Raw genomic sequence first — 17851 nt, 5'->3', positions numbered from 1 at the left:
TGCACGCATGCATCGCCCCCATTTCGGCGGTGATGCCACATGAGCCAGGCCATGCTTCTCAGCGATTTGGCAACACCCCAGTTCCGCCACGATCCCTATCCGACCTACGCACGCCTGCGCGAAGAAGGCCCACTGGTGCAGGTGGCGGACGGGCGGCTGATGTCCGGCCGCTACGCCGTGGTCGATCGCCTGCTCAGCGACCGACGGGTCGGCCGCGACTATCTGCAGAGCGTTCGTCTGCGCTACGGCGAGGCGGCGGTGCACCTGCCGCTGTTCCAGGGCATGAGCCGCATGTTCCTGCTGCTCAATCCGCCGCTGCACACGCAGTTGCGCGGACTGATGACGCAGGCCTTCGGTGCGCGGCAGATGGAGTCCATGCGTGAGGTAGCCAGCGATATCGCCGCCGGGTTGATCGACGCTTTCCAGGCCAACGGCCACTGCGATCTGCTGACCGAGTTCGCGTTCCCGCTGCCGATCGCCATCATCTGCCGGATGCTGGATATCGCTGCAGCCGATGTCACCGCGCTGAGTCACGCGACCAGCGCGCTGGCGAAAGTCTTCGATCCGATGATGACGGCGGAAGAACTGCAGGCCACCAGCGTTGCGTACGACCAGCTGGCAACATATTTCCACGGCGTGATCGCGCAACGTCGCAGCGCTGGTGGCGATGATCTGATCGCGCGCTTCATCCAGGCCGAGGATAACGGCCGCCGCCTGAGCGAGGAGGAGATCGTCTCCAACGTGATCCTGCTGTTCTTTGCCGGTCACGAAACCACCTCCAACATGATCTGCAATGCGCTGGTCGCGCTGCATCGGCATCCGCAGCAATTGCGCCTGCTGCAGGAAACCCCGGGCCTGCTGCCCAATGCAGTGCTCGAATGCATGCGCTACGACAGCTCGGTGCAGATGGCCACGCGCACCGCCTTGCAGGATTTCGAGATCGAGGGCGTGGCGGTTCCCCGGGGCACCATGCTGTATCTGATGCTGGGCGCGGCCAATCACGACACGCTGCAGTTCACCGACCCGCAGGTGCTGGATATCCGCCGCCAGCAGGGCCGCGCGCTGTCGCTCGGTGGCGGCATCCACCACTGCCTGGGCAACCGGCTGGCCCTGATCGAAGTGGAAGCCGCGCTGGCCTGCCTGCTTGCGCGTCTGCCGGCGCTTCGGCTGGAGCAGCTGGACACGCTGAGCTGGAACGACCGCGCCAACCTGCGCGGTGTCGACGCGCTGCTGGCCTCCTGGTGAGCTGCGGCCAGGCGGTGCAGCGACGTGACGTGCCGGGATGGAATCGCAGCGGCAATCACCGCGCCGGCAATCGCCGTGGCAGATGAGGCACGGCCGCGGCACCCGAATCGAGATGCCCACAACGACAAACACCGCCGATCACTCGGCGGTGTCTGCGTTCACGCATGTGCGGATCGGCAGGTTCGCGCGAGCCGGCCGATCAGAAGCGGTAGGTCACCCGGCCGTACCAGTAGCGACCGTTGAAGCCGAACGGCGACAACGAGGAGTACTGCAGGCCGCTGGCGCGATCATCGTAGCCGGTGGTCAGCTGTGCCTTGGTCGGATACTGGTTGGTGACATTGTCGGCACCCACGGTGAAGGTCAGCGCCTGCCAGGTGTAGTTGGCCGCCAGATTGAGGATCCAGCGCGCCGAGTAGGTCTGGTCCTGGCTGCCGTCGGCCGGATCGCTGATGCGCTTGATCGCGCCGTAGCGGGTGGCATTGCCATTGAGCGAGAAGCCGTCCAAGGTCCAGTCCGCTGCCAGCATGTACTTGGTGCGTGGCGTGGATTCGGTCAACAAGCCCTGGCTGGCGCGTCCGAAGTTCGGATTGGACAGCTCCAGGATCTTGGTCTTATTGTAGTTGGCGCTGGCGCTCAGGTCGAGGCTACCGCCGGCACCGAGATCGGCCCGATAGCTGTTGACCCAGTCGACGCCGCGCGTGCGGCTGGTAGCGCCGTTGACGAAGAACTGCACTGCACCGACCTGGCCGATCGGCTGGGCGAGCTGGATCTGGTCCGAATACAGGATCTGGTCCCAGATGCGGATCTGGTACACGTCCAGCGTCGAGGTGAAGTTGGTGGTCGGCTGCCAGACGCTGCCGATCCCGTAGTTGGTGGACTTTTCCGGGCTCAGCGGACGCGCGCCCAGTTGCACGGCGATCGGGTCGGAGGTGCGATACGTGCCGACCTGGATCAGCTGACCGTCCTGCGGCAAGGTCACCACCGAGGCGTAGTTCTGTTGCGCCAGCGAAGGCGCACGAAAGCCGTTGGAAATCGTTGCGCGCATGGAGAACGTATCGGTGAACGCATAGCGGGCCGACAGCTTGCCCGAGCGGGTGGAACCTGCGTCGCTGTAGTTCTCGTAACGTCCGGCGATACCGCCGGACAGCTTGTCGGTCAGGTCCGCTTCCAGCGCTGCGTATGCCGCGTTGCTGTGGCGGCCGAACTTGCCGGCCACCGAGGGTTCCAGGCCGGAGAACACCTGCGCACCGCCGGGGTAGGGGCTTCCGGTCTCCGGGTTGATGGTGTCGGGGTCGAAGAAATACGACGCCGGCGAGCCGGCGACGATCTCGTAGCGGTCCTGGCGGTGTTCGACACCGAAGGCCAGATTGACCGGATAGGCCAGACCCCAGTCGAAGGACTTGTTGAAGTCGGCGTTGAGCGTGCCTTGTTCGGTTTCGAAACCGCCGGAATTGAAGTTCGTCGGCGAACTGCCCGTGCTCCAGTACAGATTGGTGTTGATGCTGTTGAGGATGTTGAAGGTCATGTCGTTCTTGCCGTAGGTGGCAGACACGTCCCAATGCCAATCGCTTTCCGTGGTGCCCTTGACGCCGAGCACCGCCGAGCGGTCGTTGATCGGGTTGTAGATCTGCGGCAGGAAGCCATTGGGATACACCGCCTGCACATTGCGGTCACTGTTGTCGTAGGCACGGTAGTAGCCGTTGGAGGTCACTTCGCGGCGGCTGACGCTCAGATGGCCATACAGTTCGACGCTGGGCGTGAAGTTATAGCCGAACGCGACCAGGCCCTGGTAGAACCTGGCATCCGGATCGCCATGACGCTGGTAGGGCACGCCGCTGGGATTGGCGGCGCCGGCAAGCGTGGTAGCGCGATTGGTGTTCTCGCTGCGATTGGTGTCCATCGAATTCTGGTAATTCCACGACAGCCGCACCCAGCCAGGCGCGCTATCGCCGCTGGTGGCGCCGAACGGCAGGCCGACCGAGCCGTCGATACCGTTCTGTGCGCCGTCGCCCTTGTCCATGATGCCGCCATTGACCGAAATGCTGTTGCTGCCGGCAGCGGCGCCGTGCTTGAGCACGATGTTGACCACGCCGGCGATCGCATCGGACCCGTATTGCGCCGACGCGCCGTCGCGCAGCACCTCGATGCGGGCGATCGCCGACATCGGCAACGAGTTGAGATCGGCCGGTGCCGAGCCGCGGCCGACATAGGGGTTGTAGTTCACCAGCGAGGAGGTGTGATACCGCTTGCCGTCGACCAGGACCAGCACGTTGTCCGGCGACAGCCCACGCAGCGTGGCCGGACGGGCGGCGTCGTTGCCGTCGGCGATGGCCGGGCGCGGAAAGTTCAGCGACGGCAACAGCTTGCCGAGCGCGGTGGCGACATCGGTGGCGCCGGTGGCCTGCAACGACTCCTCGGAGATGATGTCGATCGGCGATTCGGATTCGGCCACCGTCCGGTCGCTGACGCGCGTACCGGTGACGATCAGGGTGTCGAGGGTTTTCTGCGGCTGGGTCGATTGCGACTGCGCACTGGCAGCGAAGGAGCAGACGGTGAGTGCGACTGAAATCGCCAGCGAGAGTGCGTTGGAGTTGTGCATGGGAGTCAAGGCTCAAAAGGAGTGATGGACGTAGCGACGAAGCACCGTCAATACCGGGGGAATGCAACTGCGTACGGGTAATCGGCCATGCCTGCGCGCCGCTTGCTTCCGCAGTACGGAGCAGTGCGCGCGAAGAGGGCAGCAATCGGCAACGCGCGGTGTGGCGCCTTGCGCACTTTGCTGCGCGCGTCCTTGCTGAAGCGGTGCAGCGTGCAGCGGAGAGCGTCTAACCTGGCCACCTCACGTGTGCGAGGCTGGCCAGGGACGGTGACGTCGGCGACACGTCGGACGTGCAGTGCCGCGCGACTCAATTGCCGGTCGTGGCCGACCGGCACTAGGGAGTTACCACTTGTAATTCACGTTTGCATAGACCAGCGCGCCGTTGAAACCGAACGGCGATGCGCTGCTGTAGGGCAGGTAGGTGCGTGTGCCCAAACCGGCTTGCTGGCGGTCTGGATACTCGTTGAGCACGTTGTCGCCACCAACGGTGAAGTTCCACGCGCCCAACTTGTAGGACGCGGCCAGATCCAGCGTCCACTTGGCCGCGTAGGTCTGGTCGCTGCCGGCGTTGGTGCCGAACGTGCTGAACTCGCCCCAGCGCGTGGCGGTGCCGGTGAACGACCAGTTGCCCGGCGACCAGGTACCGCCGAGGAAGAACTTGTCGAGCGGCGTGCCTTCGGTGATACGGCCGATTTCGGCGCGGCCGATGCGCACCGCACTCGGGTCGATCGCCATCAGCGCTGCCGGGTTGTCGGCGATGCGTTTGATTTCGGTCTTGTTGTAGTTGTAGCCGGAGGTCAGCTCCACGCTGCCGCCATCCAGGTTCCAGCGATAGGTGCCCACCGCATCGACGCCTTGCGTCTTGGTGTCTACCGCATTGGTGAAGTAGCGCCCGCCACCGATGCCCGGGAAGCCATTGGCCTGCAGGTAGTTGCGGACCGCATTGGAGGTGAGGTTTTCAGACAGCACGATGCGGTCGTCGATATCGATGCGATATGCATCCACCGTGATGTACAGATTCTCCACCGGCTGCAACACCACGCCCAGGCCGTAATTCTTGGACTCTTCGGCCTTGAGCGGTTCGGCACCGAGCGCGATCGCGGCAGGGTTATCGGTACGGAAGGTGCCGATCTCGAACGGAATCGCGGTCACCGTGCCGTTGGGCTGGGCCACGTTGAGGAACTGGGTGGCGATCGACTGGAAGTTCTGCTGCTGCAGCGACGGCGCGCGGAAGCCGGTGGACGCAGTCGCACGCACCGCCACCTTGTCGGTAAAGGCATAGCGCAGCGACAGCTTGCCGGTGGCGGTGTCGCCGAAGTCGCTGTACTTCTCGTAGCGCCCGGCCAGCCCGGCCGACAATTTTTCGGTCAGATCCGCTTCCAGATCGGCGTAGACCGAATGACTGTTGCGGTTGTAGTAACCGGCGTCGGAGAGCTTGAAGCCCGGGAACACCTGCGCGCCGGGAATCAACGATCCGTTGGCCGAGGGAATACCGCCGTTGGCCGAGGAGGCCGCATCGCCGGGCGACTGGTTGAACTTCTCGCCGCGCCATTCGGCACCGAAGGCCAGCGTCACCGGATAGGCCAGGCCCCAATCCAGCGTCTTGGTGAAATCGGCATTGAGCACGTTCTGCGTCACTTCCAGCGTACCGGCGTGGAAGTCGGTCGGGCTCGTCACGCCGAGGCTGTTGTTCAAGCTGTTGCGCACATCGAAGGTGAGATTGTTCTGGCCATAGTTGTAGCTCAGATCGATGTTCAGGCCACCTTCGGTGGAGGTCTTCAAACCGCCTACCCACGAGACGTCTTTGCTGACGTTGTAGATCTGCGGGAGGAAGCCGTCCGGATAGATTTCCGGGCGGTTGCGATTGTCGCCGGAAAAACGGAAATAGCCGTTGGACAATACTTCGCGCCGGCTGACCATGCCGAACGAATAGAAGGTGAGGTAATCGGTGGGGCTGTATTCGCCGTTGAACGAAAGCGCGCCCTGGTCGATGTCGGGGTCGCCGTAACGTTGCTCCACACGGCCCTGGAAGGGCAATGCGCGGTTGGTCTGATCCGAGTGCCCGGCCTGTGCGGCCAGGTGCACCTTGCCGGTGCCGGCGAAGCTGAAACCGGCATCGCCGGACAATTGATACTGCTCGCCGTCGCCAGCACTGTACTTGCCATAGCGACCATTGATGCTGCCGCCTTCGCCGCTGCCTTTGAGCACGACATTGATCACGCCGGCGATGGCGTCCGAGCCGTATTGCGCAGACGCGCCATCGCGCAGCACTTCGATGCGCTCCACCGCGGCGATCGGAATGGTGTTGAGGTCTGCAGGCGAAGAGCCACGCCCTTGCGTATCGTTGAGATTGATCAACGCCGTGCTGTGATAGCGCTTGCCGTTGACCAGCACCAGCACCTGGTCGGGCGACAGGCCACGCAGCTGTGCCGGGCGTACCGCGTCAGAGCCGTCGGAGATGGCCGGGCGCGGAAAATTGAGCGAGGGAATCGCGCGTGAGAGCGCGGTCGCCAACTCGGTGGTGCCGGTCGATTCCAGTGCCTGCGGCGAGATGATGTCGATCGGCGATGCCGATTCGGCGACCGTGCGATCGGCCACGCGCGTGCCGGTCACGATCAGGGTGTCCAGTGTTTTCTGGGCCGGCGCCTGCGACTGTGCAGACGCGGTTGAAGCGGAAAACGACAGTGCAAGAACAACGGCGACTGCGAGTGGACTGGTCTTGCAATTCATGCGGTAACAACTCCGAGTGGGGAACGGATGCATCGCAGGGGCCCCCTCCCGGGCCGCGTCCATCGCGGCAGCTGCGGTGCGTTCTCAACCATTAACCACGTGTAACCGCATGTCAAATTTTGGTTACGTTGCGCAAGCGACTGTCATCTCTGCCGTGCTACTGGCAACGTTGTCATCGTGCACCAAAGTGATGCGACGCCTGCACCAGACCTGCTGCGGCGGGCGCTCGCTTGCACCATAGTGGACGGCAATACCAGTTATGAAACTTGTGCATCAGAATGTGATGTGCACCGCATCTGCACTGCGTTGCGCAACACCATGGAAGACCGCTTCGATGTTGTTGCCGTCCGGATCGAGCACGAACGCGGCGTAGTAGTGCCGGTGATAGGGGCGCAGGCCGGGCGCACCATTGTCGCGACCCCCATGGACGAGCGCAGCCTGATGGAAGGCCTGCACCATCGCCACATCGCGTGCCTGAAACGCCAGGTGGTGGCGGCCGGTCAGCACACCTTGTGCCACCGTGGCGCGGTCGGAGACGAACAGTTCGTCGGCCCAGAAGAAGCCGTCGCCTTCGCCACCGACCGGAATGCCGAGAACGTCCAGCACGGCCTGGTAGAAGCGCCGGCTGGCCGGTAGGTCCTGCACCACCAGGTGCAGATGGTCGATCAAGCGTCCGCGCGACAGCTGCGATGTTTGCATGGAGCGTGCTCCGGCAATGACGGAAGCACCGTTGATACCACCGCAGCTGCCGGCTGTTCTTCACCTCGCAGCGATGCGGTGCGCAGAGCGGCTGCCAAAGCGCAGCGCGCAGACGGCGCACACCAACCGCGGTGCACGCATGGTCGAGGCTGCACCGAGCACCGGCCGCGTCCGCCTGGCGCTGGCAGTGAGTTTGTTTGCCGCTCCAAAGAGGCCGTAGGTAACGCCTGGCCGATACGCACACGCCCCGGGCTGGCCGGGGCGTGTGGTCGACTCTCGATGTCGAAGATGCAATGCGACATGCCATGCGTGCATCGACGCCGCGTTCTCGATCACGGCGCAGGCTGCGGATGTCCCGTGCTGATCGCGAGCTGGCCGATCGCATCGCCCGCCTCACGATCACGAGGACGACACCGGCTGCTCAAGCGCAGCGCTTACCAGCGGTAGTTGATGCGCCCATACACATACGCACCGTTGAAGCCGAACGGCGACAGGTTGCTGTAGGGGAATTGCCCGCTGGTGGAATTGGCGAAGTTGTTTTCGTCCGGATATTCATCCAGCACATTGTCTGCGCCCAGCGTCAGCGTCCAACGGTCGACCTTGTAGCTGGCCGATGCATCCACCACCCACTTGGCACCGAAGGTCTGGTCGTTGCTCGCGTCTGCCGGGCGGGTGCTGTACTTGCCGTAGCGCGTGGCCCCGAGGGCCAGCGTCCAGTGCTCCAGGTTCCAGCTGCCGTTGATCAGGAACTTGTCGCGCGGGAAGCCTTCTTCGATGCGGCCCCGCTCGGTGCGGTCGATGCGCTCCAGGCTCAGCCCGTTGGCCGACAACGCTGCCGGGTTGGCGGCCACGCTGCGCACCTCGGTTTCCGAGTAGTTATAGCCGGCGGTCAGGTCCACGCTGCTGGCGGCCAGCTGCCAGCGGTAGCTGCCCACCACGTCCACGCCGCGCGTGCGCGTGTCCACTGCATTAGTGAAGTAACGCCCGCCGTTGATGCCGAAGATGCCCTGCGATTCCAGCAGGCTGCGCACGCCGGTGCCGGTGAGGTTGGACGACAGCACAATGCGGTCGTCCACATCGATCTGGTACGCATCCACGGTGAGGTAGAGCGCATCGGTCGGCTGCAGCACCAGGCCCAGGCTGTAGGACAGCGAGGTTTCCGCATCCAGCGGTTCGGCGCCGAGCGCGCGCGCTACGTTGCTGTCGGCGGGGAAGGTGCGGATCTCGAATGGGTTCGGGTTGCCGGCCAGGAACGTGGTGCTGGTGGACTGGAAATATTGCTGCGCCAGCGATGGCGCGCGGAAGCCCGACGACACCGTGCCGCGCAACGCGATCTTGTCGGTGAACGCATAGCGCGCGGAAAATTTGCCCGAGGCCTGGCTGCCGAAATCGCTGTAGTCCTCGTAACGCCCGGCCAGGCCGGCAGAGAACGTGTCGGTGAAGTCGGCTTCCAGATCCGCATACAGCGCGTAGCTGTCGCGCGCGTACTGGCCCGACACGCTCGGAGCGAAGCCGCCGAACCCTTGCGCGCCACCGGCCAGCGTGCCGGCCTGGAAATACGAGCCCGCTTCGCCCGGCGACTGGTTCCACTTTTCGTTGCGGTACTCGGCGCCGAAGGCCACCGTCACCGGATAGGCCAGGCCCCAGTCGAAACCGCGCTTGACGTCCAGGTTGACGATGTTCTGCGTGGTTTCCAGCGCGCCGTCGTAGAACGAGGTGGGCGAGGTCGGGCCCAGGCTGACGTTGAGCGTATTGCGGGTATGGAAATCGATGCGGTTGTAGCCGTAGTTGTAGCTGGCGTCCCAGTCCCAACCGCTGGCGGTGGAGCCGCGCACGCCGGCCACCAGCGAGCGATCCTTGGCGTAGGTCTGGATCTCCGGCAGGAAGCCCTGCGGATAGATCGACAAGATGTTCTGCGTGGTGCTGCCCGGCGCGCGAAAAAACGCGAACGAGGTGATGTCGCGGTTACTGGCGGTGGCAAACGCATAGCCGGTGATGCTGTCGGTGAAGGCGAATTCGGTATTGGCCGAGACCGCCTGCGCATTGACCTCCGGGTCGCCAATCTTGAACGCCTTCCGGCCGACTGCCGGCTGCGAGACGCTGGGCGCGCCGGCATAGGCGCGCGCGCGGTCGGTGGGATCCTGCTGGTTGAGCTGGGCGGCGACGTGCAGCCAGCCGCGGTCGCCGCCGTAGGCCACGCCGGTGTCGCCGGAGAGCTCGTAGTTGTTGCCGTCGCCCGCCGAATACTGGCCGAAGCCGGCTTGCAGGCTGCCGCCCTTTTCTGCGCCCTTGAGCACGATGTTGACCACACCGGCAATGGCGTCGGAGCCGTATTGCGCCGAGGCGCCGTCGCGCAGCACTTCCACCCGTGCGATGGCCGCGACCGGGATGGTGTTCAGATCCACCGCCGCCGCGCCGCGACCGATGGTGCCGTTGAGGTTGAGCAGCGAGGAGGTGTGGCGGCGCTTGCCATTGACCAGCACCAGCACCTGATCGGGCGACAGGCCGCGCAGCTGCGCGGGACGGATCGCGCTGGTGCCATCGCTCAGCGCCGGGCGCGGGAAGTTCAACGAGGGCAAGGCGCGCGCCAGCGCGGTGGCCAGTTCCGGGGTGCCGGTGGCCTGCAGCGATTCGGCGCTGATGATGTCGATCGGCGACTGCGACTCGGCCACGGTGCGGTCCGACACGCGGGTGCCGGTGACGATGACCGTATCCAGGGTGTTGGCCGGGGCAGTCGCCGGCGCGGCGGTCTGGGCCAGGGCGGGGGAGGCAAGCAGTGCAGCGACCACGGCGGTCGCAAGCGCGGAAACGGGGGTGTTCATGACAACTCCAAAAAACGTGGGTCCAGGCAGGACCAGGCAAGGCTAGGCAGGCGGCGGTCGCGGGAGGGCGAAGAAGATGGCGGCCACGCTGAAGGCGCTAATTATTCGTTAACGCTAGAATGGCGTCGCAGGAATGCTGCTCATCTGCTCATTCCTTTTCGTTCTATCGGACTGTCCATCAATGATTTCCCTGCGTAACTTCTCCATGCGACGCGGCGAGCGTCTGCTGCTCTCCAACGTCGACCTGACCATGCACGCCGGCTACCGCGTCGGTGTGGTCGGCCGTAACGGCACCGGCAAGTCGAGCCTGTTCGCTGCGGTGAAGGGCGAGCTGGAGGCCGACAAGGGCGATGTCGATCTGCCCGGCAAGGTGCGCACGGCCAGCGTTTCGCAGGAAACCCCGTCCTTGCCCGACCCGGCGCTGTCGTTCGTACTGGGTGGGGACATCGAGGTCTCCGCGGTGCTGCAGGAAGAAGCCGCAGCCACTGCGCGCGAAGACTGGGAGGCGGTGGCCAACGCACACCAGAAGATGGCCGAGATCGGCGCCTACGACGCCGAAGCGCGCGCCGGCAAGTTGCTGCACGGTCTGGGATTTCCGGCAGACACGCACCATCGCGCGGTGTCGTCGTTCTCCGGCGGCTGGCGCGTGCGGCTGAATCTGGCGCGCGCGCTGATGATGCCCAGCGACCTGCTGCTGCTCGACGAACCAACCAACCACTTGGACATGGATGCGGTGCTGTGGCTGGAGCAGTGGCTGCTCAAGTACCCGGGCACGCTGCTGCTGATTTCGCATGACCGCGAATTTCTCGACAACGTGGCCACCCACACCCTGCACCTGCATGGTGGCACCGCCAAGCTGTATGTCGGTGGCTACACCGATTTCGAACGCCAGCGCATCGAACATTTGCGGCAGCAGCAGATCGCGCATGACAAGGAACAGGCCGAGCGCGCGCATCTGCAGAGCTTCATCGACCGCTTCAAGGCGCAGGCCAGCAAGGCGACCCAGGCGCAGAGCCGCATGAAGCGCCTGGCCAAGATGGCCGGCACCGAGGCGGTGCGCGCCGAGCGCGAGTTTCGCATCCAGTTCGCGCAGCCCAATCGGCTGCCGTTTTCGCTGATCCGGCTCAATCACGTGGAAGCCGGCTATCCCGCGCCCGCAACCCTTCCCCCGCGTGCGGGGGAAGGTGCCCGAAGGGCGGATGGGGGTGACGCCGCCACGGTCATCCTGCACGATGTCGGTTTCGGCCTGGAAGCGGGTGATCGGATCGGGTTGTTGGGGCCCAATGGCGCGGGTAAGTCCACCCTGGTCAAGACCTTGGTGGGCGAACTGGCACCGCTGGCAGGCGAGCGCAGCGCACATCCGGATTTGCGCATCGGTTACTTCGCCCAGCACACGGTGGAATCGCTGCACGAAGGCCAGTCGCCGATGGACCACTTCCGCGAGCTGTCGCCGGATGGCGCCAATCAGGCGTTCCGCGACTTTTTGGGTAAATGGAATTTTGCCGGCGACCGCGCCTTCGAAGTGGTGGATGGCTTCTCCGGCGGCGAGCGCGCGCGTCTGGCGCTGGCGTTGATCGCCTGGCAGCAGCCGAACGTGCTGTTGCTCGACGAACCGACCAACCACTTGGACCTGGAAATGCGTGAAGCGCTGGCCGAGGCGCTGAGCGATTTCGAGGGGGCCATCGTGATGGTCTCCCACGATCGCCATCTGATCGGCCTGGTCTGCGACAGTTTCTGGCGCGTGGCCGATGGCGTGGTCGAGCCGTTCGCCGGCGACCTGGACGAATATGCGGCCTGGTTGCGTAGTCGCCCGGCTGCGCAGGGCACCAAGCAGAAGATGGCCGAAGTGGCGCCGACCCCGCCACCGCCGACCAAGCCGCTGCCGCCGAAAAAGGCCGTCAACCCGCACAAGCTGGCCAGCGCCGAAAAGCGCGTCGGCGAGCTGGAAGCGGCGCTTGCTGCGCTGGATCGCGAGCTGGCCAATCCCGGCAACTACGCCGACAGCGAGAAGATGGCCGTGCTCGGACGCGACCGCGAAGCAACCGCGCAGCAGCTGGCTGAAGCCGAGACGGCGTGGATGGAATTGATCGACGGTGCGTAAGAGCGGCTGACAACACGACTGCGCAGCCAACGGGTGGCTGCGGCCGGTGCTCGGTGCGGCAGGTAACACGCTTACGTTGCGGTTCTGCGCACGGTTCGTACCCGCCTGCCGATTGCGCTACCTGTCGTTAGTCACGACAAAAACCGCTGGGTTACGCTGCGCCTGGAGCCCAGCAAGGAGGTTGCCCATGATCACCGCCACCATCAGCCTGGAAGACCATCTGGCCGCACAGCGCTTGCGTGCGCGTCATTGGTCCAAACGTGTGATCGTGTTTCTGGCTGTTCTGCTGCTGGTCGGGGTGGTGGTGCTGCAACTGAGTGACGCGAGCGAGATCATCGGCCCGGTGCTGATCGGCAGCGGTGGCGGCGGGTTGATCGGCCTGGCGCTGTTGCACGTGTGGGGCCTGCCACGGCGGATCAAACGCCTGCACGCGCAGCAGGCCTCGCTGCGGCATACCTACACCTATGCATGGGACGAGAACGGACTGGAAATCACCTGGGCGGACGGCCATCTGCGTCGCCCCTGGTCCGATTACATGCGCATCCGCGAAAACGAGCGGGTGCTGCTGCTGTACCACAACGACCGGCTGTTCGAGCTGTTCTGCCCGCATTGGTTCGCCGACAGGGCGCAGTACGAGGCGTTTCGTCAGTTGGCCGTGCAGGTGGGAAAGACGTCCAAAGCGCCCTAAGCGCGGCAGTGCTGCTCAGCTGCTGATGTGCTGTTCTGCCAGTAGCCAATCGCGCAACCGGCGCCCGGCGTCGCTTTGCGGCCGCGACCGTAGCCGCGTCAGCCAGTAGCGCCCGGCATCGATGGCGATCGGGAACGGGCAGACCAGGCGTCCGGCATCCAGGTCCTGGCGAAACATCGGCAGCGGCAACAACGCCACGCCGCCGCCGGCTGCCGCTGCGCTGGCCAGGGTGAGCGACGAATCGAACATGGTGCCGCGCGCGGGCACCTCCGTCACACGCGCCGCGCGGAACCACTGCGGCCACTCATCCAGACGATACGAGCGCAGTAACGGCACGCGCGCCAGATCCTCCGGCACGCGCAAGCCGCGCGCCATTGCCGGCGCACACGCCGGCGCAAAGGGCGCTTCCATCACGGCTTCGGCAACCTGGCCCTGCCAATCGCCATCGCCGAAGCGGATGGCCAGATCCAGGCCTTCTCCGGCCAGGTCGACGCGGTTGTTGTGGGTGGACAGGCGCAGCTCGATATCCGCATGCGCCGCATGGAACGCCGCCAGCCGCGGCAATAGCCAGCCAGTGGCGAAGGTGCCCACCACGCCCACGCTGAGCACCTCGCGGTAACGGCCCTCGGCAAAGCGTTCCAGGGTGGCGGCGATGCGGTCGAAGGCCTCGCCGAGCACCGGAGCCAGTGCGGCGCCTTCGTCGGTCAGTGCCACCCCGCGCGGCAGGCGGTGGAACAGGCTGGCGCCCAACTGCTGCTCCAGCGCCTTGATCTGGTGACTCAGCGCGGCCTGGCTGACGCACAGCTCGTTGGCCGCACGGGTCAGATTCTGATGGCGCGCGGCGGCTTCGAACGCGCGCAGGGCATTGAGCGGCAGGCGGGGGCGGGGCATGGGCAGAGATTAGTTCAATTCATGCCTGAGATCGAAACATCGCGATGGTCGGCTGCCTCGTGCGCATCGATACTGCGGGCTCTCTCAAGGAGGCAACCGCATGTTGAATCGGCGACAGTTCCTGCACGCAACCGGCGCGGGCGTGCTGCTTGCAGCGTCCAGACCCGCATGGGCGCTCACCCCTGCGGTGAACGTGGACGACATGCTGCGGGCACAGTGGGCGCAGATCGAACATGGCACCGGCGGCCGCCTGGGCATCTGCCTGCTCGACAGCGCCACCGGCAAGCGCCTCGGGCAGCGCGAGCACGAGCGCTTTCCGATGTGCAGCACCTTCAAATTTGTATTGGCTGCCGCGGTGCTGCAGCAGGTGGACCAGGGCAAGCTGACGCTGGCACAGCAGGTCGAGATCCACGCTTCCGACATGCTCGAGCATGCCCCGGTGACCGAACGCCATGTCGGCGGTTCGCTGAGTGTCGGCGAACTGTGCCGGGCCACGATGATTTACAGCGACAACCCGGCCGCCAATCTGTTGTTCCCGTTGGTCGGCGACCCGGCCGGCGTGACTGCATTCCTGCGCGGCATCGGCGATGCCCAGACCCGCACCGACCGCTACGAGCCGCAGATGAACCGGTTTGTCGCCGGCGACCCCCGCGACACCACCACGCCTGCGGCAATGGCCGCCACGCTGCGCACGCTGCTGCTTGGCGACGCGCTGCAGCCAGCCTCGCGCAAGCAGCTGACCGACTGGATGATCGACAACCGCACCGGCGACGATTGCCTGCGTGCGGGGCTCACGGCCGGCTGGAAGATCGGCGACAAGACCGGCAGCAACGGCACCGATACCCGTAACGACATCGCCATCCTCTGGCCACCCAAGGGCAGGGCGCCAATGCTGCTGACCACGTACTTGAACGGCGCCAAGGTCGACGACGCTGCACGCGATGCGGCGTTGAAGGCGGTGGCAGTGGCGGTTCGCAAGAGCATCCTGGGTTGAGTGCAACCGCCGACTGTTTTCCACGTTCCATTCGCGTGTGAATCCACGACGTGCTTGCTGTTTCCTCTCAGCTTTTTCGAAGTTCACAGTACAAATCAGGCTATGTCATCGGTGTGCGGCGGTTGCGCTGCTTGTGCATGGACTCGCACCAGCGCGTGCCTGGCCACCAGCCTCTGGTCAGTGAGAAATGCCGCTCTGGTCGCAAGCGGTGCCTGATGCGGTGCGCCATCCGAAGCCCGAATCGGTGGGCATCGGCGAGGGGCGCTTCCCATGGGCCAAGGTAAGCGATGTCAGTCGCCCGACGATGACGGTCTATGCGCCCAAGGGTCGCAACACCGGTGCGGCGGTGCAGGTGTTCCCCGGCGGTGGCGATCAAGTCCTGACCATGGTTCTGGAAGGGACGGAGATCTGCTGCGTTCGGCCTGCGCGCGGCCACGCTGCCGATCGCACATGGGCCGCCGCTGGTGGAAACCTGGTCAGCGATGGTTGCCCTGCCGGACGCGCCTGGCGCGCGCTGAGTGCAACCGTGCGCAAGCCCGCCGATCGCGCAGCCATCTGCACGCTCAGCGCATGCAGAGCCGCAAAGGCTTGGAGCGGCTGCCAAAACGTAGCGAGTAGTCGTCCGGCGGATGTGAACGTTGCGCTCGGAACCGCCGTGTACGCGTGGGACATGCGGCACCTGGCGTCGACCGCGCACGCGTGGCGGAGAGCGCAGTCGTTGTGTAAGCCGCTCTTAATCGAGTGCGCCTATCAAGATAGGCAACTCTTGCTGCAATCGCGCCGGCCCACCCATGGCCGGGTCGCTGACGCTGTCTGCGCCGGTTTCGATGCGCCCGGCCAGACGCTGGGCCGCGCCGTCGTGGTGCACCCATAGGTCGTACCAGCCGCCGGTTGCTGCCGCCTTCCAGCGCCGCTGCTCGGTGATGCCGGGTGCAAGGCGCAGGCGCTCGCGCGGCTGTGCGGCTGCATATGCACCTGGCTGCAGCTCAAGCTGCACGGCAGTGCTGCCGCCGTGACGTAGCGATAGCAGCATGCAGGTGCAATCGTTCGGATCCCGCGCGATCTCGGCCACCAGCAGCGGTGCACCCACATCGCCCCGATAGTGACGATGGAAGCCGTTGGGACCGGGCAGCCACAGATCGTAGCGGCCGTCGTAGGTGGTCCACGTGCCGTCCACGGTGGCGTCATTTCCCACCGTATAGCGGCGCGGAATTGCGGCCAGATCGAAGCGGTCGTAGACATGCAGCACCGCCGCTGCGCCCGCGTTGGCCATGCGGAGGTTCACTTCGCCGCGCTCGGGCAGGTAGGTCAGCTCCACGCTGGGACGATACGGCAGCCCGCGCGAGCGGCGCACGCCGAACGGTTGCTCGGGCGGCTGCAACGTGGCCGGCAACGGCGGCAGTGCATGCTCGCGCAAGGCTGCTGCGCGCGCTGCGGTTGCGCCGACATCGGGCAGCGCCGCGGCGAAGGGGCGCGCATCGGTCTGGCGGAAATCGAAGGCGTTGGTCAAGTCGCCGCACACTGCACGCCGCCAGGGCGTGATCTCCGGCGCAGGCACGCCGAAGCGGCGTTCGAGCAGACGCAGTACCGAGGTGTGGTCGTACACCTGCGAATCCACCCAGCCGCCGCGGCTCCATGGCGAGACCACATACATCGGCACGCGCGGGCCAAGCCCATAGGGCCGCCCGCGCAGTTCGGGAAGATCCACTTTCTGTTCGCCCGGGGCCGGGTGGCGGTGATAGTCGTCGTCGGTGGCAACCGTCGATGCGCCGGCAAATCCGCCAGTTGCGCGTGCATCCGGCGACGGCGGTGCGGGCGGGGGCATATGGTCGAAGAAGCCGTCGTTCTCGTCGAACATCACCAGCAAGGCGGTGCGACTCCACACCGCCGGATCGGCTGTGAGCGCATCCAGCACGCGTGCGGTGTAGGCCGCGCCCTGGGCGGGGCTGGACGGATCCGGATGCTCGCTGCCGGCCGCATCGGCAATGATGTAGCTCACCGCAGGCAGGCGCCCGCCCAGCACGTCCTCGCGCAGCAGCGCAAGACCGCGCGTGCTCACGCCACGCGCGCGAAGTTGCGGATCATGTCCGGGCGCGGCGCTGTACGCCTGTCGAAATGCCGCAAAGCCGGCCAATGGGTTGTCGGTGAAGTTGTCTGCCATGTCCTGATAGATCTGCCAGGACACACCGGCGTGCTGCAGCGCTTGGACGTAGGTGCCCCAGTGATACGGCTCGGCAAAACCGCCCAGTTCCGCAAAGTTGTCGTGCGAATTGCCGATCACCGGGCCGCCTGCGCGCGCCTGCGGATCGTTGCCGCCGGTCCACAGGAACACGCGATTGGAATTGGTGCCGGTCTGGATCGCGGCGTGGTACGCATCGCAGATGGTGAAGGCGTCGGCGAGCGCGTACTGGAACGGGATATCCGCGCGCCGGTAATAGCCCAGCGCATGGTTGTGCTTGGCGGCGGCCCAGTGGCCGAGCCGGCCGTGATCCCAGGCGCGTTGCGCATCCACCCAACTATGCGGCGGCCTTGCACGCGCATGAAGCCGAATTGCGCTGCCGTATCCAGCGCAAACGGCGTCAGCCACTGGCGGCCGTCCTCGCTGGGTTGCAGCCACACCGTGCGCGCCGGTGCGCCCGGTAACGGCGGCGCAGGAATCGGGAAACGGTCGCCGAACCCGCGCACCCCGGGCAGCGCGCCGAAGTAATGATCGAACGCGCGGTTTTCCTGCATCAGAATCACCACATGCTGAAGATCCTCCAGCGTGCCGCTGCGGCGGTCCGGCGCGATGGCGGCGGCCCGCGCGATGCTGGAGGGCAGCAACGCGGCGGCGGCACCGGCAAGCCCGGTCTGCAGAACGCGGCGGCGGGGAAGGTCGATCATCGTGTCACCTGGTTGGCGCTCCCATCCGGTCAGCGCTGAGCGCGTCGAGCGTACCCGACGCGTCAGCGCGTGAGTTCTCTTGCGTGCTTGCAACACCGCCGACCCTGTCCGTTTGCACCTGCGTGGCAGGCGATGCAGGGAGCGGATCGGGTGGCGTGTCTTCAGCCCGATCCGCTCGCACGCATGTCGCAATGGCCAT

Annotated in this window: 9 protein-coding genes, 1 other RNA gene and 2 pseudogenes; 5 read left to right on the top strand and 7 right to left on the bottom strand. The window is 65.5% G+C overall.

The window, feature by feature from the left end:
• The first annotated feature begins 51 nt into the window (after positions 1-51).
• Complete coding sequence (locus AMD14_RS16475) at positions 52-1245, top strand: cytochrome P450 (RefSeq protein WP_011052076.1); 1194 nt, start codon at positions 52-54, stop codon at positions 1243-1245.
• A 199-nt stretch (positions 1246-1444) separates the two neighbouring features.
• On the opposite strand, the gene AMD14_RS16470 is transcribed toward AMD14_RS16475, so the two are convergent.
• The 4 genes from AMD14_RS16470 to AMD14_RS16450 form a co-directional block, all read right to left on the bottom strand.
• Positions 1445-3844: a TonB-dependent receptor plug domain-containing protein gene (locus AMD14_RS16470; protein WP_011052075.1), complete on the bottom strand. Its 2400-nt coding sequence runs from the start codon at positions 3842-3844 to the stop codon at positions 1445-1447.
• Positions 3845-4186: 342 nt separating this feature from the next.
• Entirely contained in the window at positions 4187-6574 is a 2388-nt protein-coding gene (locus tag AMD14_RS16465) for a TonB-dependent receptor plug domain-containing protein (protein WP_011052074.1), read from the bottom strand.
• Positions 6575-6847: 273 nt separating this feature from the next.
• On the bottom strand, positions 6848-7273 hold the full coding sequence (locus AMD14_RS16460; RefSeq protein WP_005921436.1) for a VOC family protein: 426 nt from the start codon (positions 7271-7273) through the stop codon (positions 6848-6850).
• 434 nt (positions 7274-7707) lie between these two features.
• The gene (locus AMD14_RS16450; RefSeq protein ID WP_011052072.1) at positions 7708-10095 is read right to left on the bottom strand and encodes a TonB-dependent receptor plug domain-containing protein; all 2388 of its coding nucleotides are present in this window, start codon (positions 10093-10095) and stop codon (positions 7708-7710) included.
• A 181-nt stretch (positions 10096-10276) separates the two neighbouring features.
• On the opposite strand from AMD14_RS16450, the gene AMD14_RS16445 reads away from it, so the two are divergent.
• Both AMD14_RS16445 and AMD14_RS16440 read left to right on the top strand, forming a co-directional pair.
• Positions 10277-12196: an ABC-F family ATP-binding cassette domain-containing protein gene (locus AMD14_RS16445; RefSeq protein ID WP_003489566.1), complete on the top strand. Its 1920-nt coding sequence runs from the start codon at positions 10277-10279 to the stop codon at positions 12194-12196.
• 187 nt (positions 12197-12383) lie between these two features.
• Entirely contained in the window at positions 12384-12884 is a 501-nt protein-coding gene (locus AMD14_RS16440) for a YcxB family protein (RefSeq protein ID WP_011052071.1), read from the top strand.
• A gap of 15 nt (positions 12885-12899) precedes the next feature.
• On the opposite strand, the gene ampR is transcribed toward AMD14_RS16440, so the two are convergent.
• Positions 12900-13775, bottom strand: a complete 876-nt coding sequence (gene ampR / locus AMD14_RS16435; protein WP_003489568.1) for a LysR family transcriptional regulator AmpR — start codon at positions 13773-13775, stop codon at positions 12900-12902.
• Positions 13776-13875: 100 nt separating this feature from the next.
• Between ampR and bla the strand changes: the two genes are divergently transcribed.
• Positions 13876-14769: a class A beta-lactamase gene (bla, locus tag AMD14_RS16430; RefSeq protein ID WP_011052070.1), complete on the top strand. Its 894-nt coding sequence runs from the start codon at positions 13876-13878 to the stop codon at positions 14767-14769.
• A 94-nt stretch (positions 14770-14863) separates the two neighbouring features.
• A pseudogene (locus AMD14_RS16425) lies at positions 14864-15202 on the top strand (alpha/beta hydrolase); the annotation flags it as partial.
• A gap of 162 nt (positions 15203-15364) precedes the next feature.
• Here AMD14_RS16425 and AMD14_RS23795 read toward each other — a convergent pair.
• Together AMD14_RS23795 and AMD14_RS16420 are read right to left on the bottom strand one after the other, a co-directional pair.
• A non-coding RNA gene (locus tag AMD14_RS23795) (sX9 sRNA) lies at positions 15365-15441 on the bottom strand.
• A 61-nt stretch (positions 15442-15502) separates the two neighbouring features.
• Positions 15503-17652, bottom strand: a pseudogene (locus AMD14_RS16420) (phosphocholine-specific phospholipase C).
• Between the last annotated feature and the right edge of the window lie 199 nt (positions 17653-17851).

Origin of the sequence: Xanthomonas citri pv. citri (genome assembly GCF_000961215.1) — a bacterium.
Taxonomy (GTDB): Bacteria; Pseudomonadota; Gammaproteobacteria; order Xanthomonadales; family Xanthomonadaceae; genus Xanthomonas; species Xanthomonas cissicola.
Note: the sequence above shows the minus strand (reverse complement) of the source record. Positions and strands in the feature narration are given on the sequence as shown.